22 protein-coding genes are annotated in these 24,388 nt (G+C 70.8%); 11 read left to right on the forward strand and 11 right to left on the reverse strand.

Going from position 1 to position 24,388, the window contains the following annotated elements; translation table 11 throughout:
- Positions 1-12: 12 nt before the first annotated feature.
- On the reverse strand, positions 13-822 hold the full coding sequence (locus ACIPY8_RS07440) for an RDD family protein (RefSeq protein ID WP_400816584.1): 810 nt from the start codon (positions 820-822) through the stop codon (positions 13-15).
- Between the two features lie 16 nt (positions 823-838).
- On the opposite strand from ACIPY8_RS07440, the gene ACIPY8_RS07445 reads away from it, so the two are divergent.
- Positions 839-1,831 carry a stage II sporulation protein M gene (locus ACIPY8_RS07445; RefSeq protein ID WP_400817679.1) on the forward strand — a complete coding sequence of 331 codons (993 nt, stop codon included), beginning with the start codon at positions 839-841 and terminating at the stop codon, positions 1,829-1,831.
- 24 nt (positions 1,832-1,855) lie between these two features.
- On the opposite strand, the gene ACIPY8_RS07450 is transcribed toward ACIPY8_RS07445, so the two are convergent.
- The 5 genes from ACIPY8_RS07450 to ACIPY8_RS07470 form a co-directional block, all read right to left on the reverse strand.
- Positions 1,856-3,163, reverse strand: coding sequence for a DUF58 domain-containing protein (locus tag ACIPY8_RS07450; RefSeq protein WP_400816585.1), 1,308 nt, complete (start codon positions 3,161-3,163; stop codon positions 1,856-1,858).
- Positions 3,164-4,087: an AAA family ATPase gene (locus ACIPY8_RS07455; protein ID WP_400817681.1), complete on the reverse strand. Its 924-nt coding sequence runs from the start codon at positions 4,085-4,087 to the stop codon at positions 3,164-3,166.
- Positions 4,088-4,232: 145 nt separating this feature from the next.
- Positions 4,233-5,423, reverse strand: a complete 1,191-nt coding sequence (locus ACIPY8_RS07460) for a DUF4350 domain-containing protein (RefSeq protein ID WP_400816587.1) — start codon at positions 5,421-5,423, stop codon at positions 4,233-4,235.
- Complete coding sequence (locus ACIPY8_RS07465) at positions 5,420-6,058, reverse strand: DUF4129 domain-containing protein (protein WP_400816589.1); 639 nt, start codon at positions 6,056-6,058, stop codon at positions 5,420-5,422. Before ACIPY8_RS07465 ends, ACIPY8_RS07460 begins: the two co-directional genes overlap by 4 nt.
- Positions 6,055-7,479, reverse strand: a complete 1,425-nt coding sequence (locus tag ACIPY8_RS07470; RefSeq protein WP_400816591.1) for a glycerophosphoryl diester phosphodiesterase membrane domain-containing protein — start codon at positions 7,477-7,479, stop codon at positions 6,055-6,057. Before ACIPY8_RS07470 ends, ACIPY8_RS07465 begins: the two co-directional genes overlap by 4 nt.
- 95 nt (positions 7,480-7,574) lie before the next feature.
- Here ACIPY8_RS07470 and mtrA point away from each other — a divergent pair, with 95 nt between their 5' ends.
- From mtrA to hpf, 5 genes are all read left to right on the forward strand, one after another.
- Positions 7,575-8,255 carry an MtrAB system response regulator MtrA gene (gene mtrA / locus ACIPY8_RS07475; RefSeq protein WP_400816592.1) on the forward strand — a complete coding sequence of 227 codons (681 nt, stop codon included), beginning with the start codon at positions 7,575-7,577 and terminating at the stop codon, positions 8,253-8,255.
- 6 nt (positions 8,256-8,261) lie between these two features.
- Positions 8,262-9,935: an MtrAB system histidine kinase MtrB gene (gene mtrB, locus ACIPY8_RS07480; RefSeq protein ID WP_400816594.1), complete on the forward strand. Its 1,674-nt coding sequence runs from the start codon at positions 8,262-8,264 to the stop codon at positions 9,933-9,935.
- Positions 9,932-11,656 carry an LpqB family beta-propeller domain-containing protein gene (locus ACIPY8_RS07485; RefSeq protein WP_400816595.1) on the forward strand — a complete coding sequence of 575 codons (1,725 nt, stop codon included), beginning with the start codon at positions 9,932-9,934 and terminating at the stop codon, positions 11,654-11,656. Before mtrB ends, ACIPY8_RS07485 begins: the two co-directional genes overlap by 4 nt.
- Positions 11,657-11,772: 116 nt before the next feature.
- A complete protein-coding gene (locus tag ACIPY8_RS07490; RefSeq protein ID WP_400816596.1) occupies positions 11,773-12,438 on the forward strand; it encodes a ComF family protein in 666 nt (221 codons plus the stop codon).
- Between the two features lie 124 nt (positions 12,439-12,562).
- The gene (gene hpf / locus ACIPY8_RS07495; protein WP_400816597.1) at positions 12,563-13,219 is read left to right on the forward strand and encodes a ribosome hibernation-promoting factor, HPF/YfiA family; all 657 of its coding nucleotides are present in this window, start codon (positions 12,563-12,565) and stop codon (positions 13,217-13,219) included.
- A gap of 82 nt (positions 13,220-13,301) precedes the next feature.
- Here hpf and ACIPY8_RS07500 read toward each other — a convergent pair whose 3' ends face one another.
- Positions 13,302-14,636: a hypothetical protein gene (locus ACIPY8_RS07500; RefSeq protein WP_400816599.1), complete on the reverse strand. Its 1,335-nt coding sequence runs from the start codon at positions 14,634-14,636 to the stop codon at positions 13,302-13,304.
- Between the two features lie 63 nt (positions 14,637-14,699).
- Positions 14,700-15,302: a PadR family transcriptional regulator gene (locus ACIPY8_RS07505; protein WP_400816600.1), complete on the reverse strand. Its 603-nt coding sequence runs from the start codon at positions 15,300-15,302 to the stop codon at positions 14,700-14,702.
- Between the two features lie 165 nt (positions 15,303-15,467).
- Between ACIPY8_RS07505 and secA the strand changes: the two genes are divergently transcribed.
- Both secA and ACIPY8_RS07515 read left to right on the forward strand, forming a co-directional pair.
- Positions 15,468-18,275 carry a preprotein translocase subunit SecA gene (secA, locus tag ACIPY8_RS07510; protein ID WP_400816602.1) on the forward strand — a complete coding sequence of 936 codons (2,808 nt, stop codon included), beginning with the start codon at positions 15,468-15,470 and terminating at the stop codon, positions 18,273-18,275.
- A 77-nt stretch (positions 18,276-18,352) separates the two neighbouring features.
- On the forward strand, positions 18,353-19,579 hold the full coding sequence (locus tag ACIPY8_RS07515; protein ID WP_400816604.1) for a pyridoxal phosphate-dependent aminotransferase: 1,227 nt from the start codon (positions 18,353-18,355) through the stop codon (positions 19,577-19,579).
- Here ACIPY8_RS07515 and ACIPY8_RS07520 read toward each other — a convergent pair.
- Entirely contained in the window at positions 19,503-20,735 is a 1,233-nt protein-coding gene (locus tag ACIPY8_RS07520) for a CpaE family protein (RefSeq protein WP_400816605.1), read from the reverse strand. The two genes, ACIPY8_RS07515 and ACIPY8_RS07520, sit on opposite strands and share 77 nt — an antisense overlap.
- On the reverse strand, positions 20,732-21,364 hold the full coding sequence (locus ACIPY8_RS07525; protein ID WP_400816607.1) for an SAF domain-containing protein: 633 nt from the start codon (positions 21,362-21,364) through the stop codon (positions 20,732-20,734). Before ACIPY8_RS07525 ends, ACIPY8_RS07520 begins: the two co-directional genes overlap by 4 nt.
- An 89-nt stretch (positions 21,365-21,453) precedes the next feature.
- On the opposite strand from ACIPY8_RS07525, the gene ACIPY8_RS07530 reads away from it, so the two are divergent.
- Positions 21,454-21,732 (forward strand): helix-turn-helix domain-containing protein, encoded by a 279-nt coding sequence (locus ACIPY8_RS07530; RefSeq protein WP_400816609.1) that lies wholly within the window; start codon positions 21,454-21,456, stop codon positions 21,730-21,732.
- On the opposite strand, the gene ACIPY8_RS07535 is transcribed toward ACIPY8_RS07530, so the two are convergent.
- The gene (locus ACIPY8_RS07535) at positions 21,720-22,331 is read right to left on the reverse strand and encodes a hypothetical protein (RefSeq protein WP_400816611.1); all 612 of its coding nucleotides are present in this window, start codon (positions 22,329-22,331) and stop codon (positions 21,720-21,722) included. The genes ACIPY8_RS07530 and ACIPY8_RS07535 overlap by 13 nt on opposite strands.
- Positions 22,332-22,458: 127 nt before the next feature.
- On the opposite strand from ACIPY8_RS07535, the gene ACIPY8_RS07540 reads away from it, so the two are divergent.
- Both ACIPY8_RS07540 and ACIPY8_RS07545 read left to right on the forward strand, forming a co-directional pair.
- Positions 22,459-22,845: an Rv3235 family protein gene (locus ACIPY8_RS07540; RefSeq protein WP_400816613.1), complete on the forward strand. Its 387-nt coding sequence runs from the start codon at positions 22,459-22,461 to the stop codon at positions 22,843-22,845.
- A 24-nt stretch (positions 22,846-22,869) separates the two neighbouring features.
- A complete protein-coding gene (locus tag ACIPY8_RS07545) occupies positions 22,870-24,354 on the forward strand; it encodes a sensor histidine kinase (RefSeq protein WP_400816615.1) in 1,485 nt (494 codons plus the stop codon).
- The last annotated feature ends 34 nt before the right edge of the window (positions 24,355-24,388 follow it).

A 24,388-nucleotide genomic window follows, 5' to 3' on the forward strand; every position in this document is an offset into this window, starting at 1 on the left:
GCGCCCGCCGCGTCAGACGCCGACGCGGCGGCCGGTGAGCTTCTCGGCGCGGCGATCGGCGTTCTCGAGAGCGCGGCGCTCGCGTTCGCGCCGGAGCACCGTGACCCCCATCAGCACCTGTTCCGCGGGCACGGGGGGAACGGGGGAGACGAAGGCCGACGCCTCGGCGAGCAGATCGTGGGCGACGCGCGCCCGTGCCGCGGGGACCATGTGCGGCGCGCTCTGCAGGAACTGAGAGATGCGTCGCGCGAGACGGTCGGGCAGGCGCGCCACGTCGGCGATCTGCGCCCACCCCTGCAGCGACGGAGGGAGCATCGGCACGGAGGGCACGAGCTTCGGTGCGCGGACACGCTGGCTGTACGTCCCGGCCACCATGTCGCCGAGACGCTGCGAACGCGCGCTGAACACGCCGGAGAGCACCGCCACGCTGCCCAGCGTCATGTAGATCTCGAGCACGCCGAGCAGAGCGCGGATGAACGCGTGCCGGAATCCGGTGGCGCCGCCGTCGATGCGCACGATGCGTCCGCCCACCGCGAGCTTGCCGAGGCTGCGACCCTTGAGCGCGACCTCCATCGTGATGGGAAGAACGACGAAGCTCACGACGAGGGCGCTCACGGTGGCGATGCGGTCGGTGGCGTCGTCGAGGATGCCCGCGTCGAACAGCCAGATGCGCAGGAAGATCCACAGGATGAAGACCGCGAAGCCCAGGAGCATGTCGATCAGCGCCCCCGTCGCGCGGAGCACGAAGCCGATGGGCTGCACATCGATCGCGACGGCCTCTCCGGAGAGCACCTCGTCGGACGTATCGAGCGGCGCAGACATGAGTACAGTAAATCAGGTGGATGCCGATGCGCTGACAGATGCACGCCGCGCCGAATGGGAGCGGCTGGAGCAGCTGAGCCGTGCGCGCCTCGACGGGGCGGGCGTCGACGAGCTGATCGTCCGCTATCGCGCCGCGTCCGCGGATCTCGCGGAGCTGAAGACCTCGGTGGGCGAGTCGCCGCAGGGCTCGTACCTGTCGACGCTGCTCGTGCGTGCCCGGCTGCGCCTCACCGGCGCGTCGGACAGCGTCCTGACGCAGACCGCGCGGTTCTTCACCCTGCAGCTGCCCGCCGCGCTGTACCGGTTGCGGTGGACGACCCTCGTCGTCGCGCTCGGCTTCATCGCGGTCGCCGTCGGCACCGCGGCCTGGATCGCCTCCGACCCCGCGCTGGTCGCGACGCTCGGACCGCCCGCCGCCCTCGAGCAGTACGCGGACGAGAGCTTCACGGGATACTACACCGAGAACCCCGCCGCGGTCTTCATGGGCATGGTGTGGACCAACAACGCCTGGATCGCGCTGCAGTGCGTGCTGTTCGGCGTCACCGGGATCTGGCCCGTCTACGCACTCGTGCAGAACGCGATGGGGCTGGGCATCTCGGGGGCCGTGATGGCTGCTCACGACAAGGCCGACATCATGGTGCTGTACATCCTCCCGCACGGGATGCTCGAGATGACGTGCATCTTCGTGGCGGCGGCCGGCGGCCTGCACCTCTTCTGGTCGTGGGTCGCGCCGGGGAACCGGTCCCGCGCGGAATCGTTGGCGAGCGAGGGCCGCTCGCTCGCGACGGTGGCGATCGGTCTGGTGTTCGCGCTGTTCCTCGCCGGACTCGTCGAGGGCTTCGTGACGGGCTGGGCGCTGCCCTGGCCGGTCAAGATCGGGATCGGTGCCGCGGCGCTCGCGGTCTTCCTCATCTACATGCTCGTGGTCGGCGGACGGGCGCACCGACGCGGCGAGACGGGCGACCTCGTCGAGTACGAGGCGGGCACGCCGCGTCTCCTGGCCGGCTGAGCGCCGCGACCCGCGCGGCGGAGCTCAGAGCCGTCCGGCGGCCTTGAGCTCCAGATAGCGGTCCGCGATGCGCGGCGGCAGCGTCTCGGGGTCGGCGGCGATCGCCTCGCCCCCGGCGCGGCGGATCGCATCGGCGACGTTCTCGGCGTCGCGCATGGTGCGCTCGGCGGCGGCGGCGAGGTAGATCTCCTCGCGGGAACCGCGCTGCCTGGTGAGGTCGACGATGCCGTCGTCCGTGACCGATCCGACGAGGATCGATGTGGCCCGGCCGACGTCGGGGAACGCCCCGAGGAACCCACGGGCGGACTCGGCCGCGTCCTGCGCCGTGAGCACGACGATCAGCGAGGGGCGCGTCGTCAGAGTCCGCACTGCCGCGAAGGCGCCGGACCAGTCCGTGTCGACGAGCCGTGCATGCACCGGGGCCATCGCATCCGTGAGCGCGGGGAGGAGCGCCGTGCCCTCGACGCCGGTGACCCGTGCACGCACGACCCGGTCGTACATCAGCAGGTGCACGTGGTCTCCGGCGCGGGACGCGAGCGCCGCGAGCAGCAACGAGGCCTCCAGCGCGGCGTCGACGCGCGTGCCGTCGCCCACGCGTGCGGCTGCCGTGCGGCCGGTGTCGATGATGATCACGACGTGGCGGTCCCGCTCCGGTCGCCAGGTGCGCAGCATCGTCGTGCCGGCGCGCGCCGTGGCGCGCCAGTCGATCGAGCGCACGTCGTCGCCGCGCACGTACTCGCGCAGGGAGTCGAACTCGGTCCCCTGGCCGCGCACCTGGATGCTGGTGTTGCCGTCGAGCTCCCGCAGACGGGCGAGCCGCGACGGCAGGTGCTTCCTCGAGGAGAACGCCGGCAGCACCCGCATGGCGCCGCGCACGGGGTGTCGTGCCTGCCGCCCGGCGAGTCCGAGCGGGCCGCGAGAGCGGATCATCACGAACTCGCTCACGAGCTCGCCTCGTCGGCGGGGGAGCAGAGGGATCTCGATGCGGCGACGCTCTCCCGGCGGGACCTCGAGCCGCTGACGATCGGTCCCGGCGCCGGCGGTCGGCTGCCAGGCGTCGCGGATCAGAGCGTGCAGGGTGCGGCCACCTCGGTTCTGCAGGGCCACGCTGACCGGTACGAGCTCGCCGAGGCGCGTCCTCGTCGGCACGCGTCGACTGACGACGACCGTGCGCGGGCTGGGGGCGAGCAGCACGTCGAGCGCGACGAGCACCGCGCACAGTGCTATCCAGAGGCCCAGAGCCGCGTACGGTGGGAAGCCCGCGAATCCGGACAGGACGACGGGCACGACGCCGACGGCGACCGCGAGCGCGAGGCGACCGGTGACGAACACCTAGATCGGCACCCGGGTCTGCTGCACGACCGAGGTGAGCACGGCATCCGCCGAGACCCCCTCCATCTGCGCGTCCGGCCGCAGCGACAGGCGGTGGCGCCATACCGGCACGAGCATCGTCTGCACGTGGTCGGGCGTCACGGCTGACGAGGCGTTCAGCCAGGCCCATGCCTTGGCGGCCGCGAGTAGCGCGGTCGAGGCGCGTGGGCTGGCGCCGAGCTCGACCGAGGGGGACTGGCGCGTTGCGCGGGCGAGGTCCACGACGTAGCCGAGCACGTCGTCCGTGACCTCGACGCGGGACGCCGCGTCCTGTGCCGCGCGGATCTCGTCCGCGGTCACGGCCGGCTGCACGCCGGTGAGCTCCCGCGGTGAGAAGCCGGACGCGTGTCGGCGCAGCACCGAGACCTCGGCGTCGCGTTCGGGCATCCCGACGACGAGCTTCATGAGGAAGCGGTCGAGCTGTGCCTCGGGCAGCGAGTACGTACCCTCGTGCTCGATGGGGTTCTGGGTCGCCGCGACGAGGAACGGGTCGGGCAGCGCGCGACTGGTGCCGTCGGCCGACACCTGGCGCTCCTCCATGGCCTCGAGGAGCGCGGCCTGGGTCTTCGGAGGCGTGCGGTTGATCTCGTCGGCGAGGAGGATGTTCGTGAAGACGGGACCGGCGCGGAAGTCGAACTCTCCCGTCCGGGCGTCGTAGACGAGCGATCCGGTGACGTCACCCGGCATGAGGTCGGGGGTGAACTGCACGCGCTTGGTGTCGAGACCGAGGGCGCGGGCGAACGACCGGACGACGAGGGTCTTGGCGACGCCGGGAACGCCCTCGAGCAGCACGTGTCCGCGCGCGAGCACGGCGACGAGCAGACCCGTCACGGTGCCCGCCTGGCCGACCACGGCCTTGTCGACCTCGGACCGCACACGGTGCATGGCCTGTCGCAGGTCGGCGTCGGAGACCGCGGCCGTCGAGGCGGCGGGGGAGTCGGTGGTGGGATCGGTGGTCACGCGGTGTCCTCGGCTTCCGGTCGAACGCTGGTCGGTGTGTCTGGTCGGGGTGTCGGCGGAGCAGCCGGGCTCATTCCGGTCTCCGCAGTTCGTGAATCGCCTGATCGACCGCGTCCTCGAGTTCCCGCAGGCGTCGCGAGTACTCGACGAGTGCGGGATCGTCGGCCGGCAGCGCCCCCTGGAGCACGGACTGCAGAGTGCCGCGCGGGATGCGCAGCCGATCGGAGGCGGCGTCCGCGACCTCGTCGGCGGTGGCGTGGACCGCGAGACCGAGACGACGGGCGAGACGGCGGCGGGTGCCGTCGCGGATCGCCTCGGCGGCATGGGCGGCGTCGCCGGACTTCGCGGTCAGGCGCGCGCGACCGTGCATGGTCTCCGACGCACGCACCGTCACCGGGAGCGTCTCGGCCACGAGCGGACCGAAGCGCTGGCCGCGCCACAGCGCGGCGGCGAGTCCGGTGAGCAGGAGCAGCAGGATCGCGGGCGTGACCCAGCCCGGGGTGAGCGAGCCGAGGGTGTCGGGAGACTGCGCCTCGATGTCGGTGTCCTCGAAGCTCGGCACGTACCAGACCAGGCGGTCGGTCTGCCCGAGCAGCGCCAGCCCGAGAGCCGCGTTCCCGTTCTCCGCGAGGTAGGCGTTGCTGAACAGCCGCGCTCCTTCGACGACCGCGCGGGTCTGGCCGTCGGTCTCGTCGATCAGCACGGCGGCGGCGTCGCCCGTGCCGAAGCATCCCTCGACGCCGGCCGCCGGGCGGAAGACCCGGTCGGGACGGATCGTGCCGACGTCGGCGAACTCGCGCACGTCGCACGACGGTCCGACGGCGGCGGAGTCGGCGGCCGCGTTCTCGCCGATGTCGAGGAGCGAGAGCAGATGCGTGCCCGACGACAGGAACACGACGCGTTCGGCGGGCGCGATGAGATCGCGGATGCCGTCGTCCGTCAGCGTGTACGGATTGGCGAGGGCGAGGGTCGTGCCGTCGCGCAGGGCGGCACGTGCCTCGGTCGTGGTGCGCGCCACAGTGATGTCGACGCCCTGGTCACGCAGGATCTCGGCGAGCGCCATGCCGCCGGAATCGCCGACGCCCTCGGGGTCGAGCGATCCCCGGCCGTTCGGCATCTGCACCCCGACGAGCGTCGCCACGAAGACGCCGACGAGCACGAGAGCACCGACGACGGCCCAGCCGCCCAGCGAGCGGAGCCTCCGGCCCGGACGGCTGACCGCGGCCGTCGACTCCTCGATCTCCTGCGCGGTCGTGCTCATGCGTTCACCAGTCGGGGACGTGCCGCCCGCAGGCGCTCATCGGTCGCGGCGAGCCCGGCGTAGCTCTCCGCCGTCGCGGGGTGCCGGAGGTAGCGCACGTCGTCGAAGGACACGGCGGCGGCCCGCACGGCGGAGCCCTCCGCGGGGAACACGGCCGTGACCTCCCGGGCGATGCCCTGAGCCGTGGCGCCGGGCGCGGGGTCGATGAGGTCGCGCTCGAGGAGGTCTCGGGCGAGGGCGCGGAAACGGAGGATCGTCGCCGCGTCCCAGTCTCCGTCGCGGGCGCTGCGCTCGGCGTCGGACCGCAGCTCGGCGGCGCTGCGGTCGTCGTCGGCGCCGAGCAGGCCGCCGGACGGACGTCGCACCGCCTGCGAGCGTCGAGGACGCCCCCACACGATGAGCGCGATGACGAGCGCGGCGACCACGATCACGCACACCACGACCAGCGCCGACGGTCCCACGTTCGCGCCGTTGTCCGAGCTGAAGAGATCGCCGAGGAAGCGACCGATGTCGCGCATGAGCAGATCGAACCAGGTGGGCTTCGCGTCGGCGTACCGCGGGTCCGACAGCTCCTGCTCGGCCCAGCGCCTCGCCTCGTCCCCGTCGGGGATCAGCACGTCGATCGGTCGGATCATGCCGTGCCTGCGCCGCCGGGACCCGGGGTGTTCGGAGTGCCGGGGGCCTCGGGCACGGATGCCGTCGACGGCGGCGTGTAGGCCGGGGGAGCGGGTGCGGCAGGAGGCTGTGCCGGGTACTGCTGCTGTGCCGGGTACTGCGGGTACTGCTGACTCGGGTCCTGGTACTGCGGGTACTGGTGCTGCGCCGGGTACGGCGGGTACTGCTGACTCGGGTTCTGGTACTGCGGGTACTGCTGCTGTGCCGGGTACTGCTGACTCGGGTCCTGGTACTGCGGATACGGCGAGCCGGGGTAGGGCTGGCCGCCCGCGCCCAGCGCCCATTCGGGAACCTGCCGGGGCGGCGGAGCGCTCGAGACGGCCCTCGCCGGGTCGACGACGAAAGGGTCCTCGAGCTGATCAGCGGTCCAGCCGAGGTCGCGGCGCTCGACATGGCTGATGAGCGCCTGGTCGAGGCCCTCGTAGCGCATCCGGGAGTCCAGGTAGACGAGCGTTCCCGCGGAGCTCTGCACGACGATCGTGATGGCCTGCAGCACGAGCAGGAGGATCTGCGGCGCGAGGAAGGCGAAGACGAATCCCATGATCGAGGCCGGGTCCGGCGAGCCGGTCGGGGCGATCACGCCGCCGAGCATCGTGCTCAGCAGCGTGACGGGCAGGTTCACGACCTGCATCGCGAAGCCCATGATGACGCTGATGAGGAAGGTGACGCCGAACGCGACCCAGAACCGGCCGCGCGTCAGGCGCCACGATCGCACGAGCGCCTCGCGGAAGCGCGCCCGCTCGAGCACGAGGATCGACGGCACGAGCAGGAGCTTCGTCGAGAGCCACACGACGAGGGGGATCGTCGCGAGCACGAGCAGGATGACGACGATCACCAGGCCGCCGATGGCCTCGGGAGAGCCGCCCAGACCGCCCGCGACGAACGCGGCGATGATGAGGAAGACGATCACCATCGCGCCGAAGACGAACACGATCGACAGCGAGGCGAAGCCCGCGAGCCGCCAGAACGCGGGGATCATCTTCTTCCACAGGGCGCCCAACGAGGCCTTGACGCCGAGCGCGGCGTTGCCGATCTCGGCCGCGACCACGCCCTGCATCAGCGCGGTGAAGGCGACGGAGGCGAGTCCGACCGCGATCCCGGCCACGATGCTCATCCCGATCGTGCCCGCGACGATCGCCTCGAAGTCGGGGGACGAGGCGGAGAGCGACTCCAGACGCGCGAACGCGGTCGCGAACACGAAGCCCATCACGGCGGCGCTCAGCACCACGACGGCGAGCTGGATGACGACGCCGAAGCCGAACAGCACCTTCGGGTTGTGTCGCAGAGCCGAGAACGAACGCCCCAGCAGCATCCCGAACGTCATCGGATGCAGGGGGATGATGCCCCTCTTGGGGGCAGGGGTCCACGTCTGGCCGGTCACCGGCACTCCCTCCGTCGTGCGCTCCCATCGTGTCATAACACACCTCGCGCGTGCAGACGTGGGGCCGTGGTACTCAGTGCCATAAGGTAACAGTTATGACCTCACGCATCCTCGTGGTCGACGACGACACAGCGCTCGCCGAGATGATCGGCATCGTGCTGCGCACCGAGGGCTTCGAACCGGTGTTCTGCGCCGACGGTGCGAAGGCCGTCGAGGAGTGGCGCACGCAGCGTCCGGACCTCGTCCTCCTCGATCTCATGCTGCCCGGCATGGACGGCATCGAGATCTGCACCAGGATCCGCGCCGAATCGGGCGTGCCCATCATCATGCTCACAGCCCGCAGCGACACGTCCGACGTCGTGCGGGGGCTCGAGGTCGGCGCCGACGACTACATCGTCAAGCCCTTCAATCCCAAGGAGCTCGTCGCCCGCATCCGCACCCGTCTGCGTCCGGCGCCGACGACCGTGGGGGAGCAGCTCCGGGTCGGCGACCTCACGGTCGACGTCGACGCGCACGAGGTCCGCCGCGGGACGGCGCCGATCGCGCTCACGCCGCTCGAGTTCCAGCTCCTCGTCGCGCTCGCCTCCAAGCCCCAGCAGGTGTTCTCGCGCGAGATGCTGCTCGAACAGGTGTGGGGCTACCACTACAAGGCCGACACGCGTCTCGTGAACGTGCACGTGCAGCGCCTGCGCGCCAAGGTCGAGCTCGATCCCGACAACCCGAAGATCGTCATGACGGTCCGCGGCGTCGGCTACCGGGCCGGGAGCCCGGGCTAGGCGAGCATGGCCGCGACGACAGCGACCACCACGGCGATCGCTGTCCTGCGCGACTGGCGTGGCTGGCCCGATGTGCTCGGCACACTGTGGCGGCGATCCCTGCGGTTCCGCACCCTCACGATCACGCTGCTGCTCACGTCGACCGCGATCCTCATCACGTGCGTGACGATGGCGCTCGTGATCCAGAGCGATCTCTTCGAGTCGCGCAAGAACGAGGCGCTGGAGGATGCGCGCCGGTCGATCGACCAGGCGCAGATGACGCTCGACGCGACGGCCCTGGGCGACAGCCCCGGCGCGCTCACCGAGCTGTGGGACAGCGTGCAGGAGGACCTCGGTCGCAACTCGACCGCCGAGGGACTCGCGGGGGTGCGCGTCGACAAGAACGTCGACATCCCGCTGAACGGCTTCACGGCCGGTCTCAGCATGAACAACATCAGCGACGCCCTGCACAACAGGGTCGTGGAGTTCGACGACTGGCAGTCGTGGCAGTCGGTGTCGCTGGAGATCGGCGGGCGCTCCGTGCCGGGGGTGATCGTGGGGCAGCAGCTCCAGGTCCCCGAGGCCGGGCCCTTCGAGATCTACTTCGCCTACGACTTCGCCGACGCCGACAACACCCTCACGTTCGTCCAGCGCACGCTGTGGATCGCGGGCATCGGGCTCGTGGCGATCGTCGCGGCGATCTCGTTCATCGTGCTGCGCACGGTGTCCACGCCGATCGTCGAGGCCGCCGATACCAGTGCGCGCCTCGCGGCGGGAGACCTGGGCGTGCGCATCGACGTGCACGGGGAGGACGAGCTCGCCGTGCTCGGGCGCTCGTTCAACGCCATGGCCGACAGCATCGAGGCGCAGATCAAGGAGCTCGGCGAGCTCTCGCTCGTGCAGCAGCGCTTCGTGTCCGACGTGTCGCACGAGCTGCGCACCCCGCTCACGACGATCCGGCTCGCGGCGGACATGCTCAACGATCAGAAGCAGGAGTTCGACCCGACGACCGCGCGCACCACGGAGCTCCTGCACACCCAGGTGCAGCGCTTCGAGACGCTGTTGTCCGACCTCCTCGAGATCAGCCGGTACGACGCGGGGTCCGTGCAGCTCGAGCTCGAGGCGACGAGTCTCGCGCACCTCGCGGAAGACGTGATCGAGCAGATGCGCCCCCTCGCCGACGGACGTGGCAGCGAACTGCGCCTCGTCGCGCCCGGCGGCTATTCGCCGGTAGACATGGACCCGCGACGTGTCCGCCGCGTTCTGCGCAACCTGATCGGCAACGCGATCGAGCACGGCGAGGGGCGACCGGTCGTGGTGACGGTCGACAGCAACCAGCATGCGGTGGCGGCAGGAGTCCACGACTTCGGTCTCGGCATGGACCCGGCGGACGCCGAGCGCGTGTTCGACCGCTTCTGGCGCGCGGACCCCTCGCGCCAGCGCACGATCGGCGGGACCGGTCTCGGCCTGTCGATCGCGCTCGGCGACGCGACGCTGCACGGCGGGACCCTCGCGGTGTGGTCGGAGCTGGGGGTGGGCACGAACTTCGTCCTGACCATCCCGCGCGGGGAGGCACTCGACGGGCCGTCCCCGATCCCCGTGGAGCCGCAGGACGCGCTCGGCGAGATCGGCGACGCGACGCAGCCCATCCAGCTCGCCGACCTCCCGGCCGAGCTGTTCGACCGAGGGAGCCTCGAATGACCGTGCGCCTCCGCAGGACTCTCCGCGCCGTCGCGCTCGGCGCGGTGGCCGCGCTGCTGCTCGCCGGCTGCACGGGGCTGCCCACGACGGGAGACGCCCAGCGAGGTCTGCCGTTGGGCGCCTCGCCCGAGGACCCCGACTTCCTCCCGCTCGCCTCGGGACCGGCGGACGGCGCGGGTCCGGCCGCGATCGTGGAGGGCTTCATGGAGGCCGCGATCACGCCGGCCGACAACTGGGACACGGCCCGCACCTTCCTCACGCCGGACCTCGCCGCGACGTGGCGTCCGGGAACCGGCGTGTCCATCGACGTGAGCGCGTCGACACGGTCCTTCGACTCCGACGTGGACGATGACGACGACACCGCCGCGGACGGTGACAGGGCCGGTGTGCGTGTGACGTTCGACCAGATCGCGAGCGTCGACGCGACCGGCGCGTACTCCGAGGCGATCGGCGCGTCGAACTCCGCGTTCGTGGTCGTGAAGTCCGACGGGCAGTGGCGCATCTCCGAGGCGCCGGACGGCGTCGTGCTCGACGAATCGCGGTTCTCCCGCGTCTACGACGACTACGCGCTGCAGTACTACGACGCGACGTGGGAGCGACTCGTCCCGGACGTCCGGTGGTTCCCTCGACGTGCCACGGTCGCGACGACCATCGCGCAGTCGCTCATCGGGGGAGCTCCGAGCCCGTGGCTCGACCCTGCGGTGCAGAGCGCCTTCCCCGCAGGCGTGCAGCTGGCGCGCGACGCGGTGCCCATCGACGCGGATCAGGTCGCGGAGGTCGCGCTGAACCGTGCCGCCACCGGACTCGATCCCGTCACGCTGTCGCGCATGCGCACGCAGCTGCAGGCGACCTTCGAGGCCTCGCGACTGCAGATCAGCCAGGTGCGCTTCACCGTCGACGGACGCACGCTGGACGCCGGAGTCACCAAGGTGGTGGAGGATCCGCCCGACGGGGGGAGCCTCGTGCTCAAGGACGGCACCTTCGGCAATCTCGTCGGCGGTGAGATCACGCCTCTCCCCGGTGTCACCGACGAGATCCTCGCTCTCACGCAGCCGATTGCCGCAGTGGACGTGTCGACGAGCGGGGCGCATGCCGCCGTGCAGCTCGCGGACGGGCACGTCTGGATGGCGGGGGACGGCAACTTCGACGAGCTCGACGCGCGGGCCCAGCTGGTGCGTCCGTCGATGGACCCCTTCGACTACACCTGGTCGGTGCCGTCGTCGACGCCGTCGGCGCTGAAGGCGATCAGCACGGACGTGCGGCCGCTCGACATCGCCGCGGCATGGCCGGAGGCGTCGCAGGTGTCGGCGATCCGTGTCTCCGCGGACGGCGCGCGCATCGCGGCCGTGGTGGTCGTGGGCGGTGAGCGATGGGTCGCGGTCTCGGCGATCCTCCGTGACGAGACCGGGGCGCCGACGGAGCTCGGTCCGACCGAGGAGGTCGTGCAGCTCGACTCCGCCGCGATCGGACTCGTCTGGCTCGGGCAGGATCGACTCGGCGTGCTGACGGCGGGGGAGGACCGGAGCGTGCTGACCCAGGTCGTGGGCGGCACGGGGACGGTCGAGGCCGCGCCGAGCGCCGCGGTGTCGATCGCGGGGTCGCGCTCGACCACGGGGGTCCGCATCCTCTCCTCCGACGGCTCCGTCTACGCCCGAAGCGGATCGGCGTGGAGCGAGTCCACCGACGGAGTGCTGCTGCTCGCGACGCGCGCCGGCCACTGACCCGTGGGTGCGGCTCGTCCTGCACGCGCGGCGAGTTCTGTCGACCTGTGCACATGCAGTGGAGCAACGCCGTGTGCGGCGTCGCACGATGCCGACACCCGGCGGATGATCCGGGGATGCGTCACGCCTCCGCACTCCCCGACGGCCTTCCTGCCCTGCGGGCCATCGGCGCCGAGATCCTCGGGCTCCTCCTCGCGGCGCAGTGCGCGGGATGCGGTGCGCCCGAGGTCCTCCTCTGCGACGACTGCCGCGACGAGCTGAGCCCCCGCCCGATAGAGTCGCTCACGCCCGGAGGACTCCGCGTGCGCGCCGCGCTGACGTTCGACGGCGTGAGAGCCCGCTGCATCCGCCGTCTCAAGGACGACGGCGAGACCCTGCTGTCGCGCCCTCTCGGTACCGCGCTCGCCGCGGCGCTCCCCGGCCGTCATGCACGCCTGCCGCTGCTCGTGCCGGTGCCGACCTCGCGGCGGTCGATGCGCCGTCGCGGCTATCGGGTGCCCGAGCTCCTCATCCGCGGCGCCGGCGCCCGTCCGCTGCGCGTGCTCTCGGAGGTCCGCGCTCGACGGGATCAGCGGGGGCTCGATGCCGCCGGACGAGCGGCGAACGTCCGGGGGAGCATGCGCGCCCGGACGGCGGGGAGACGGCGCGAGGTGATCATCGTCGACGACGTCATGACGACGGGAGCGACGGTGGACGAGGCCGCGGCGACGCTCGAGCGCGCGGGATTCCGGGTGCTCTGCGCGGTCGTGCTCGCCGCCACGCCGCATCACAGCGAACCCTGAGGAAGTGCATCGACGACACGGAGGAAATGACCCGTGACATCCGGTCGCAGGCGGACTACCGTGGGGGGTCACAAGGCGACCACGGTCCGCCCTTGGCCGGGAGGACCGGGACAAGGAGGCAGCAATGGAAACGAGCATCGTCGGCGTCGGAGTGGGTATCACCGATCGCTTCCGGTCCGTTGTCGAGGAGAAGATCGCCAGGATCCAGACGCTCGCCGCGCGTGCGCAGCGACTGGACATCAAGGTCACCCATCGGGTGTACCGCAACGGTCAGGTGCCCGAGGAGACCGTGGAGCTGACGCTCGTGGGCAAGGGCCCGATCGTCCGCGCCGAGGCCACGGACGGCGACAAGTTCGTCGCCCTCGACCTCGCGGTCGACAAGATGTCCGAGCAGCTCCGCCGGGCCAAGGAGAAGCGCGTCGACGGACGCCAGCATCCTCGTGGAGCGCACTTCGAGAAGGGCAGCGGAGCCCTCGAGGGGATCGACGTCCAGCCGGCGTCCGCCGACGTCCTGCGGGCGGTGGCCACCGGAAGCGTGCCGGTGCAGAGCGACGAGGACGAGACGTACTCGCCGGTCGTCATCCGCACCAAGAGCTTCGACGCCGAGTGGATGACGGTCGAGGAGGCCGTCGACCGCATGGAGCTCGTCGGGCACGACTTCTTCCTGTTCGTCGATGCGCGCACCGACCACCCGAGCGTCGTCTACCGACGCAAGGGCTGGGACTACGGTGTGATCGCACTGGACACGCAGGCTCCTCCCGCGGAGGCGCTCGCGTCCTGATCTTCGGATGACACGAGAACGGCCCGTCCCCGGAGGGACGGGCCGTTCTCGTGTCGGCGGATCCGGAGCGCGTGCCCTGGGCTCAGTCGAAGATGCCGTCGAGAAGGCTGCCGATCACGAGGCCGCCGAGGATGCCGGAGGCGATGTCGCCTCCGCCGCCGCCACGTCGACCGCCGCCCCAGCCGCCGCCGCCCCATCCGTCGCCGCCCCAACCCTGATCCTGCGGGCGGGAGGAGTCGATGTCGCGCTGCGCGAGCTGCAACGCCTCCGCGGCGAGGTGCGCGACGCGACGCGCGCTCGCGAGAGCCTGGTCGCGCGTCTCCTCGGCGGGGAGCAGGTCGGCGAGGTCGACCCGCAGACGCTCCGCCTCGGCGAGTCGAGTGCGCGCGTCCGCGCCGATCCAGCCGCGGTGTCCGGAGATCAGTCCGCGGGCCACGCCGAGCTGACGGTCCGCGTCGTCGATCGCGTGCTGCACCTGCGCGAGGCTGGGCAGCGGATGCTCGGCGCGGTGTCGAGCCGTGGCGATCGCGTCGTCGAGCGCGGTGTTGGCCGCGCGCAGCTGCGAGAGCTCGGCGAACGGGTCTCCGGGCGACCCCGCGGGAGAGAGCGCGCTCAGGGCGCTCTGCAGATCGGTGACCGCCGCGGCCACAGCGGGGACCTGCGGCGCCGTGCGTGCGGCGATGAGGTCTCCGCGGGAGTCGGCGACGACCTCGGCGAGGGTGGATTCGGCACGCAGCGCCTCGATCTCGAAGTCCTCGACCGCGTCGAGCAGTGCCGAGGCGCGCCGCGTCGCCTCGGTGGCCGTCTCGAGCGCGAGGTTCGCCTCCTCGTTCTGCTTGGCCTCGCGGCGACGCTCGGAGACGTCGGCGCCGTGCGTCGCGAACGCGATGAGCTGCTCGGCCTCCGCAGCGCTCGCGGTGATCTGATGCATGGCCGAGTCCGCGTAGCGAGCCGAGAGCCGTGCGACGGTGTCGTTGGTGTGCGGAATCCGCGAGCTGAGCGCCGCGGCGTCGGCGCGCACCTGCGCGATGACCTCGGGAGCGCGACGTACCTTCGCGACGGATTCGGCGAGGTCGGAGGTCTTCTCGTCGAGGAGGTCCTGCGCCCAGTCGCACAGCTGCACGATGCGCGCGTTGCGCGTGCGGAGCTCCTCCGGGGTGTCGGGGATCTCGTCGTGGTTCAGCTGGTGGAGCTGGAAGGCCTCGCGCAGATGCGTGCGCACGGCGTCGAGGGCCTTCGACAGATCTCCGGTGAGCGAATCGCCGAGCTCGGCCTGGGCGAAGACCAGCTCGTCGGAGGTCGACCGGATCCGCTCGTCGGCGGCGACCAGTGCCTGCTCGGCCCGCCGCGCCAGATCGGCGTCCTGTGCGGCCAGTTCTTCCTGCTCGCGCTTGCGTCTGCCCCATATTCCAGCCATGCCTCAGATCCTAGTTTCCCAGGACCCCGGTGCGGCTGTGCATCCGCTCCAGGCGAACGGGGATCAGATCAGGACGGCGCTCGCGATCCGGGCGGGACGTCCGCGCTTGGGGCGCTCGGAGTCGAGCTCGAGGGCGAGGGCATGCTGCGGATGCCGGGTGAGGCGGGCGCTCACGTGATCGAGCCAGCGCAGCTCGGCCTCGGCGGCGAAGATCAGCGAGTCGGTCACGAACGAGTACGCCAGGCCTTCGGCGTCCGCGTCGTCGCGGTCGGCCCGGAGTCCGCGGAGACGCCGCAGTCGCGCTTCGCTCTCCTCTCGCTGACGGTCGATGACCGTGGCGGCGTCGGTGCCAGGGAGCGTGACGGCGACCGAGATCTTGATCGCGAGCTCGTCGCGGGTGGACGCCCCGCGGGCGACGGGTGAGAGGAGCCAGCGGTCGACGTCGTCAGCCCCCGCCGCCGTGATCTCCCAGTAGACGTGTCCCTGCGCGTCCGCGGCTCCGCGCTGCACGAAGCCGTCGCGCTCGAGGCGTTCGAGCGTGTTGTAGATCTGCCCGACGTTGAGCGGCCACACCGACCCCGTGCGTCGATCGAACTCGTGACGCAGCTGATGGCCGTAACACGGTCCCTGGGCGAGGATCGCGAGCAGGCTCTGTCGCACGGACATGGGACCTCCTGGAGTCGAGGACCACTATATGCATACCGGGAAACGGCGCGACGGCGCGCCATGCAGCCGACGCGCAGGTCACGGCCCGGTAACATGACAAGGTATGCCTGGCGCGACGCCTGAACCGACGGCGCCGCCGGACCCATCGACAGGGAGATGACATCTGTGGCCAATCCTCTTGAGAAGCTGCTGCGCGCCGGCGAGGGACGGGTCATCCGTCGCCTGAATCAGGTGGTGAAGGCCGTCAACGCGCTGGAAGAGGACATCTCGAAGCTCACGGACGAGGAGCTGCGCAACGAGACCACCGAGCTGCGTGCCCGGTTCGAGAAGGGCGAGACCCTCGATCAGCTCATGCCCGAGGCGTTCGCGGCCGTCCGCGAAGCGGCCAAGCGCACGCTGGGAATGCGCGCCTACGACGTCCAGATCATGGGCGGCGCCGCCCTGCACCTCGGCAACATCGCCGAGATGAAGACCGGTGAGGGCAAGACCCTCGTCGCGACGTTCCCCGCGTACCTCAATGCGATCGCGGGCGAGGGCGTGCACATCATCACGGTGAACGACTTCCTCGCGAGCTACCAGGCCGAGCTCATGGGCCGTGTCTTCCGCGCGCTCGGCATGACGACGGGCATCATCGTGTCCGGTCAGACTCCCGCCGTCCGCCGCGAGCAGTACGCGGCCGACATCACGTACGGCACGAACAACGAGTTCGGCTTCGACTACCTCCGCGACAACATGGCGTGGCGCAAGGAGGACCTCGTCCAGCGCGAGCACTTCTTCGCGATCGTCGACGAGGTCGACTCGATCCTCATCGACGAGGCGCGCACGCCGCTCATCATCTCGGGGCCGTCCTCGGGCGAGGCCAACCGGTGGTTCGCCGAGTTCGCGAAGATCGCCCGCACGCTCGAGGCGGGCGAGGACTACGAGGTCGACGAGAAGAAGCGCACGGTCGGCGTGCTCGAGCCCGGCATCGAGAAGGTCGAGGACTACCTCGGCATCGACAATCTGTACGAGTCGGCGAACACGCCGCTCATCTCGTTCCTCAACAACTCCATCAAGGCGCTCGCGCTGTTCAAGAAGGACACCGACTACGTCGTGATGAACGACGAGGTGATGATCGTCGACGAGCACACGGGTCGCATCCTCGTGGGGCGCCGCTACAACGAGGGCATCCACCAGGCGATCGAGGCCAAGGAGGGCGTGCCGGTCAAGGCCGAGAACCAGACCCTCGCGACCGTCACGCTGCAGAACTACTTCCGTCTCTACGACAAGCTCGCCGGCATGACCGGTACCGCCGAGACCGAGGCCGCCGAGTTCATGTCGACGTACAAGCTCGGCGTGATCCCGATCCCCACGAACCGTCCGATGATCCGCAAGGACCAGTCCGACCTCGTGTACAAGAACGAGACGGCGAAGTTCGCGCAGGTCGTCGAGGACATCGCCGAGCGTCACGCGGCAGGTCAGCCCGTGCTGGTCGGAACCGTGAGCGTCGAGAAGAGCGAGTACCTGTCGCGCCTCCTCGCCAAGAAGGGCGTCAAGCACGAGGTCCTCAACGCGAAGAACCACGCCCGTGAGGCGGAGATCGTCGCCCGTGCCGGCCGCCTGGGCGCGGTCACGGTCGCGACCAACATGGCCGGTCGAGGCACCGACATCATGCTCGGCGGCAACGCCGAGTTCCTCGCGGTGCAGGAGCTCAAGAGCAAGGGCCTCGACCCCGTCGAGACCCCCGAGGAGTACGAGGTCGCCTGGGACGAGGCGTACGAGGCCATGAAGTCGGTCGTCGCCGAGGAGGCGACGAAGGTGCAGGAGGCCGGTGGCCTCTACGTCCTCGGCACCGAGCGCCACGAGTCCCGCCGCATCGACAACCAGCTGCGCGGACGCTCCGGTCGTCAGGGAGACCCGGGCGAGAGCCGCTTCTACCTGAGCCTCACCGACGACCTCATGCGTCTGTTCCAGTCCGGTGCGGCCGAGGCGATCCTGTCGCGCACGAACTTCCCGGACGACGTGCCGATCGAGTCGGGCCTCGTGTCGCGCGCGATCCGCAGCGCGCAGTCGCAGGTCGAGGCGCGCAACGCCGAGATGCGCAAGAACGTGCTCAAGTACGACGACGTCCTCAACCGTCAGCGCGAGGCGATCTACGCCGACCGCCGCCACATGCTCCAGGGCGACGACATCGCCGACCGTGTCCAGCACTTCATCGAGGACGCCATCGGCGGCGTCGTGCGGGACCACACCGGCGAGGGCCACAACGAGAGCTGGGACTTCGACGCCCTGTGGACCGAGCTCAAGACCCTGTACCCGGTGAGCGTCACGATCGACGAGGTCGTGTCCGAGGCGGCCGACCGCAAGGGCGGCATCACGGCCGACGGCCTGGCGCGCGAGCTGCTGTCCGACGCGAAGATCGCGTACGAGACGCGTGAGGAGTCTCTCGGCGAGGCCGCGACCCGCGAGCTCGAGCGCCGCGTCGTGCTGCAGGTCCTCGACCGCCGCTGGCGCGACCACCTGTACGAGATGGACTACCTCAAGGACGGCATCGGCCTCCGGGCCATGGCTCAGCGCGACCCGCTCATCGAGTACCAGCGTGAGGGCTATGCGATGTTCCAGTCGATGATGGGGCAGATCAAGGAGGAGTCGGTCGGCTACCTCTACAACCTCGAGGTCGAGGTGCGTCGCGCGGGCGACTCCGAGACGGCGGAGGTCGAGGCCAAGGGGCTGTCCGACGGCGCCGGCGAGCAGCGGCTCGAGTACTCGGCGGCCAACGACGCCGGCGAGGTCGAGGTCCGCAACGAGCGCGGTCAGGTGCAGCAGGCGGCCACGGACCGTCTGCGTCAGGCCGCCGCACGTGCGCAGAGCGCCTCGCAGGAGGAGGCTCCGCAGGAGGCCCCTCGTGGTGCGTTCGGGCAGCGGACGGATGCCGAGGCTCCGGCCGCCGGGAACCGTGAGCAGCGTCGAGCGCAGTCCAAGAAGAAGAAGTAGCGCACGCCGCAAGGCGCGTCACCGAGAGGGCCAGTCCGCGAGGATTGGCCCTCTTCGCGTCCCTGTAGGCTTGCGCAATGACACCATCGCGCCACTTCGACCAGTCGTCGAAGCTCAAGAACGTCCTGTACGAGATCCGTGGAAACACGCTCGTCGAGGCGGCGCGGCTCGAGGCGGAGGGGCACCGCATCCTCAAGCTCAACACCGGGAACCCGGCCATCTTCGGCTTCGAGGCTCCTCACCAGATCGTGCACGACATGCTCGCGGCGCTCCCCACCGCGCACGGCTACAGCGACAGCAAGGGCATCGTCTCGGCACGACGCGCGGTCGTGAGCCGCTATGAGCAGATCGAGGGCTTCCCGCGCTTCGATCCGGAGGACGTCTTCCTCGGCAACGGAGTCTCCGAGCTCATCACGATGACCATGCAGGCCCTGCTCGACGAGGGCGACGAGGTTCTGATCCCGGCCCCCGACTACCCGCTGTGGACGGCCATGACGAGCCTGGCCGGCGGCACCCCCGTGCACTACGTCTGCGACGAGGACGATGAGTGGCAGCCCGACCTCGAGGACATCCGCTCGAAGATCACACCGCGCACCAAGGCGATGGTGATCATCAACCCGAACAATCCGACGGGCGTCGTGTACTCGAGGGAGATCCTTGAGGGCATGGTCCAGATCGCGCGCGAGCACGAGCTCCTGCTGCTGTCGGACGAGATCTACGACCGCATCCTCTTCGACGACGCCGTGCACATCCCCACGGCGACCCTCGCGCCCGACCTGCTCTGCCTGACGTTCAACGGCCTGTCCAAGACGTACCGCGTCGCCGGATACCGCTCGGGCTGGCTCGTCATCACCGGCCCGCAGTCGCACGCCAAGGGTTTCCTGGAGGGCATCACGCTCCTCGCCTCGACGCGCCTCTGCCCGAACGTCCCCTCGCAGCACGCGGTGCAGGCCGCGCTCGGGGGCGTGCAGTCGATCGACGCGCTCATCGCCCCCACGGGGCGTCTGCACGAGCAGCGCGACATCGCGTGGGAGGGCCTCGAGGCGATCCCCGGTGTGTCCTGCGTCAAGCCCCAGGGAGCGCTGTACGCGTTCCCGCGACTGGACCCGAACGTGCACGAGATCAGGGACGACGCGAAGCTCGTCTACGACCTGCTCGTGTCCGAGCACATCCTGCTCGTGCAGGGCACCGGGTTCAACTGGGCGACGCCCGATCACCTGCGCATCGTCACGCTTCCGGAGCCCCGCGTTCTCGCCGAGGCCGTCGAGCGCCTCGGGAACTTCCTCTCGAGCTACCGGCAGTAGTCGGCTCGGCGCCGGGCGTCAGCCTGAGGGCGACACGACGCACCGCGGCGACGAACGCCGAGCGCGGCGAGACGTCGGAGGGCGGCCGGGCGTGCAACAGCGCGGCGTCCGTGGCGCGGTGGTCGAGCGGCAGGAACGACACGTCTGTGACCCCCGCGAACCGCTCGAGCGTCCGTCGTATCTGACCGCGGACGTCGAAGCCGAGCGGACCCGGTCTCACCTTGTTGATGAGAATCGTCAGCGGAGCGTTCCCGGTGAGGCGGCGCAACTCGGAGTGATCGCGGAGGAATCGGCTGATCCCCACGGGATCAGCGGTCACGACGGCGATCACGGCGTCCGCCTCGGCCAGCGCCGACGTCGTGGCCGCGTGTCGGCGAGGCCCGGTGATGTCGAACGTCACCTCGTCGTCGGCGTCGACCGCACCGGACACGTCGACCACGCAGTCCTCGACCCAGGAGCGACTCGCCCGCAGTGCGGCGCGCAGTCGCTCGGCCGAGAGCTCGGGCCACCTCGACGGGCGGTTGATCCCGCTGAGGACGGCGAGCGCTCCCGCGCTCGTGGACACGGTGGCCGAGAGCCGGAGGAGCTCCGCCTCGTCGAGCGCGCCCATCTCCGCCCGTCGGCAGGCTGCGGCGATCCCCGGGGAGTCGTCGCTCAGTCCCAGCAGGAGGGCGATCGACGGCGCGACCGTGTCGGCATCGACGAGGGCCGTCCGACGTCCGCGTCTGGTGAGCTCGACCGCCAGCTGGATCGCGACAGTCGACCGTCCCGGTGCGCCGTGCGGGCCCCAGACGACGATGATGCGATGGTCCTCTGCGGACGCCGGAGGCGACGGCGGATCCGGTTCCCGCAGGACCTCGAGCACCTCCCAGCCGCTCGCGCCCTCGGTGAGCGTCGCGGCGAGGCCGTGCCGCGCGAGCATCCGGCTGTCGTGGTCGCCCACCGGGACGACTCGCACGGATGCACGGTCGCAGGCCAGGATGAAGGCGGGCGTCAGGAGTTCGCGTCGGGCCGGGACGACGACGGCGTCGGCATCCGCGAGTCGGGCGACCAGTGCGTCGAGAGGGGCGACGACGGCCGTCACGCCCTCGAGCTCCAGTTCGGCGGCCAGGACGCCGGCACGTGGCTCGGGAAGTCCGATCAGCACCGTGGTCATCGGGCAGAGCCGACCGGGACGATCGACAGGTCCGCACCCGCGGCGATCGCCGCGAGCACATCGGTGACGGCGCCGCGGTCGATCACGAGCTCCACGCCCGTCGGCCCGCCGGAGAGGACTCCGTCGTCCTCGACCAGCGCGTGCACGATCGCATCGCCGACCAGCACGCGCGGCGGGGCAATGGCTTCGGCATCCTCCGGCGGCGCGGGCGTCTCCCAGAGCTCCACCACGCTGCCCGCGCCGACCTCCTGCGGTACTCCGGTGCTGCTCGAGACCACGATCGTCGTCGTGCGGCGCGCCTCCGCATCGGCCAGGGACGACCGGGGGACCAGCTCGCCCGCGCCCAGCGTGCGTGCGGCCACCACGCCCTCGCGGAGCGTCGCGGGGGAGAGGTAGTCGTCGGCGAGGACGGCGAGGTTCACCTCGACGGTGCGCAGGTCATCGGCCGTGAGCACCTCGCCCTGCACGATCGTGCGGGTCGTCTGGAAGACGGACGTCGTGGTCCCGGCGGACGACACCACGACCCAGACGCCCGTGATCGAGGCGGCGATCAGCACGAGGCCGATGACGAAGCGGAGGTCGGCCCAGAAGGCGCGCCGAGGGCGTGAGAAGAGGGTCATGCGGGACATGCAAACAGATTTCGGCGGTGCTCCTCGCGAGTTATCCACACCGCGAGGCGCTTCGCGACGCGTCGTCCGGTCGGAGGGAGAATGGGGGCATGTCTGAGCCGTCGGCACCCGCTGTGCGATTCCTCGCGCCTGCGCAGGTCGCCGAGATGCTCGGGATCGAGGTCGACGAGGTCGTCGAGCTGGTGTACCAGGGGCGCCTGCAGGGCGCCCGCCTCGGTTCGCCGCCACGATGGCGGATCGAGGAGCCGAGTCTGGCGGAGTACCTCGCCGCGCAGACGGAGGAAGCACGGCGGATGGCGCTGTGGCGCCAGGCGAACGAGGCAAGCTTCCCCGAGCTCTGGGGCAGCGCGCGGACTCAGGGCGTGTGATCGCCGGCGATCTGCACGCCGCTGAGAGCGGCGAACGGGATGACACAGAATCCGTGCACCGACCCGACGGCCCGCGGAGCGCCGGCGTCGTGCACCGCGAGGTCGAGGTGATCTGCTCCGGCCCGGTCGATCGTCCCGTGCAGCTCTGACTCCCCGATCCGGAAGACGCGCACCGGCGCCCGTCGGCGTGCGAGGTCGCGCAGCACGAAGCCGAGCGTCATCCTCTCCCGCAGCATCCGATGATCCGGATCGCCGCCGTCGAGGCTCGAGAGCAGCTGTCCGTGATCGACTCCGATGCCGCGGATCGCGTGCAGCGGCACGATCCGGGTCGCCCGGGCACGCGGCGCCCCGTCCGACTCGGTGAGCGCCATCGCCGTCCAGTCGGCTCCCAGCGCCTGCAGCCGCACCCGGAGGCGCCCGCAGCCGGCGAGGTCGACCGCGGCGGCGGATCCGGAGGCGCTGAGCACGCGCAGCCGATCGCGCAGATCGAGGCGGGAGATGCGGAGCCGCTCGGACTCGGCATCCAGAGCCGCGCGCTCGCTCTCCCACTCCGAGGCGAGCTGACCTTCGAGGTCTTCGAACAGACGATCCCAGTGCACCTGAGACACCGTAGGCGACCGCCCCGACGGCGCATACGAGTTATCCACACACTTGTCGGGGAGCGCCGATCGGGGCCCGATCCGCGTGCTCTACTGACGGCAGTTCCCCGGACGGAGAGAGCCTCAGATGTCGCTTCACGAGTACTTCGGCCCCCAGCCCACGCCGCGTCTCGAACTGCCCGACCCGCAGCCGCTGCTGCGCAGTCTCACGCGGGGAGTCCTCGAGGTCCTCGCCGGCATCAGGGAGGTGGACCAGCTCGCCCGGTGGTTCAGCGAGGACGCCTATCGCAGTCTCGTGACACGGGCGAACCTCTCGGCACGGGCGCGCAGCGCACGGGGCGTGCCGCCGACGCGGCCGACCTTCGACATCCTGACGATCCGCGTGTCCGAGCCGGCGGACGGCATCGTCGAGGCGGTCGTCGTCGTCGCGGGCCCCGGCCGCACCAGGGCCGTCGCCATCCGCCTGGAGGGACTCGATCGCCGGTGGCGCTCGACGTCGCTGGCCATCCTCTGAGGCTCCGCGCTCTAGGCTGGAAGGGTGTCAACCCTCACTGATCTCGCCCATGCCCAGGGCCGCCTGACCGACAACGACGTCGAATGGCTCCATCGACTCGCCGGTGACGGCCAGCTCTTGGCCGACTTGGCCTCCGCCGACATCGTCGTGTGGGTGCAGACCGACGACGGAACGTTCATCGCGGTCGCGCATGCGCGTCCGAGCGGTGCGGCCACCCTGTTCTACCGCGACATCGTGGGGGAGCGGGTCCGCCCGCAGTGGCGCACGCAGGTGCAGGGCGCCTTCGACTCCGCCGAGATCGTCGACTCCTCCTCGCCGGACTGGTTCGAGGAGACCCCGACCCGGGTGCGGGCCGTCCCGATCGTCAACGTGCGCGGCGGCGCGGAACGTGCCCCGTCGGTCATCGGCGTCGTGACGCGACACACCAACCTCGGAGAGGCGCGCACGCCGTCGCGTCAGCAGATCACGTTCGACGAGTGCGCGAACGACCTGTTCCGCATGATCGCGGACGGGAGCTTTCCCGACCTCGCGGCGCCGACGTCTCCGCGTCGCGGCGCGCCACGCGCCTCGGACGGTCTCATCCGCATCGACGTCGACGGCATCACGACGTTCGCGAGCCCGAACGCGCTCTCCGCGTTCAACCGCATGGGGTTCGACGACGAGCTCGAGGGGGAGTCGCTGGCCGAGGTCACGACCCGTCTGGTCCCGCCGTCGCGCCAGGTCGACGAATCCCTCCCCGTGGTGGTCACCGGCCGCGCTCCGTGGCGCACGGACATCGAGGCGCGCGGCGTCACCGTGTCGCTCCGCGCGATCCCGCTCAAGGACCACGGCACGCGGATCGGCGCGATCGTCCTGTGCCGCGACGTCTCGGAGCTCCGCCATCAGGAGCAGGAGCTGATCACCAAGGACGCGACGATCCGCGAGATCCACCACCGCGTCAAGAACAACCTGCAGACCGTGGCGTCGCTGCTGCGGATCCAGGCGCGGCGCACGCACTCCGACGAGGCCCGAGACGCCTTGACGCAGGCCATGCGACGAGTGGACGCCATCGCGGTCGTGCACGACACCCTCGCGCAGGGACTGACGCAGAAGGTGGACTTCGACGAGGTGTTCCATCGGGTGCTCAAGCTCGTGGCCGAGGTCGCGTCCGCGCCGAACACGCGCGCCCGCACGCAGTCGACCGGGCGCTTCGGCGTTCTGCCGAGCGAGTACGCCACCCCTCTCGCCCTCGCGCTGACCGAGGTCGTGACCAACGCGGTCGAGCACGGCCTCGCCGGGCAGGAGGGCATCGTCACGATCGACGCCGCCCGCACCGAGGAGAACCTCCGCGTCACCGTGCGCGACACGGGGCATGGACTGCCGGAGGGGCGCATCGGTCAGGGGCTGGGAACACAGATCATCCGTACCCTCATCCAGGGCGAGCTGAGCGGCTCGATCGAGTGGCGGGGGAGCGAGGGCGAGGGCACGGAGGTCGTGATCGACATCCCGCTGCGCTGGCTCACCGCCTGACGACGCCGGATCACCGGACACGGAAAAGCGGCCC

Origin of the sequence: Microbacterium sp. NPDC089696, assembly GCF_044749125.1 — a bacterium.
Taxonomy (GTDB): Bacteria; Actinomycetota; Actinomycetes; order Actinomycetales; family Microbacteriaceae; genus Microbacterium.

Excerpts from the sequence above, each read along its gene's own strand:
- ACIPY8_RS07455 (WP_400817681.1), bottom strand. The coding sequence starts at position 4,087 with ATGCACCGTGTGCGGTCCGAGGTCGACAAGGCCGTGGTCGGCCAGGCG.
- ACIPY8_RS07460 (WP_400816587.1), bottom strand. The coding sequence starts at position 5,423 with ATGAGCACGACCGCGCAGGAGATCGAGGAGTCGACGGCCGCGGTCAGC.
- ACIPY8_RS07505 (WP_400816600.1), bottom strand. The coding sequence starts at position 15,302 with ATGTCCGTGCGACAGAGCCTGCTCGCGATCCTCGCCCAGGGACCGTGT.
- ACIPY8_RS07485 (WP_400816595.1), top strand. The coding sequence starts at position 9,932 with ATGACCGTGCGCCTCCGCAGGACTCTCCGCGCCGTCGCGCTCGGCGCG.
- ACIPY8_RS07500 (WP_400816599.1), bottom strand. The coding sequence starts at position 14,636 with ATGGCTGGAATATGGGGCAGACGCAAGCGCGAGCAGGAAGAACTGGCC.
- mtrB (WP_400816594.1), top strand. The coding sequence starts at position 8,262 with ATGGCCGCGACGACAGCGACCACCACGGCGATCGCTGTCCTGCGCGAC.
- mtrA (WP_400816592.1), top strand. The coding sequence starts at position 7,575 with ATGACCTCACGCATCCTCGTGGTCGACGACGACACAGCGCTCGCCGAG.
- ACIPY8_RS07490 (WP_400816596.1), top strand. The coding sequence starts at position 11,773 with ATGCGTCACGCCTCCGCACTCCCCGACGGCCTTCCTGCCCTGCGGGCC.
- ACIPY8_RS07540 (WP_400816613.1), top strand. The coding sequence starts at position 22,459 with ATGTCGCTTCACGAGTACTTCGGCCCCCAGCCCACGCCGCGTCTCGAA.
- ACIPY8_RS07530 (WP_400816609.1), top strand. The coding sequence starts at position 21,454 with ATGTCTGAGCCGTCGGCACCCGCTGTGCGATTCCTCGCGCCTGCGCAG.
- ACIPY8_RS07465 (WP_400816589.1), bottom strand. The coding sequence starts at position 6,058 with ATGATCCGACCGATCGACGTGCTGATCCCCGACGGGGACGAGGCGAGG.
- ACIPY8_RS07515 (WP_400816604.1), top strand. The coding sequence starts at position 18,353 with ATGACACCATCGCGCCACTTCGACCAGTCGTCGAAGCTCAAGAACGTC.
- ACIPY8_RS07525 (WP_400816607.1), bottom strand. The coding sequence starts at position 21,364 with ATGTCCCGCATGACCCTCTTCTCACGCCCTCGGCGCGCCTTCTGGGCC.
- ACIPY8_RS07440 (WP_400816584.1), bottom strand. The coding sequence starts at position 822 with ATGTCTGCGCCGCTCGATACGTCCGACGAGGTGCTCTCCGGAGAGGCC.
- hpf (WP_400816597.1), top strand. The coding sequence starts at position 12,563 with ATGGAAACGAGCATCGTCGGCGTCGGAGTGGGTATCACCGATCGCTTC.
- ACIPY8_RS07520 (WP_400816605.1), bottom strand. The coding sequence starts at position 20,735 with ATGACCACGGTGCTGATCGGACTTCCCGAGCCACGTGCCGGCGTCCTG.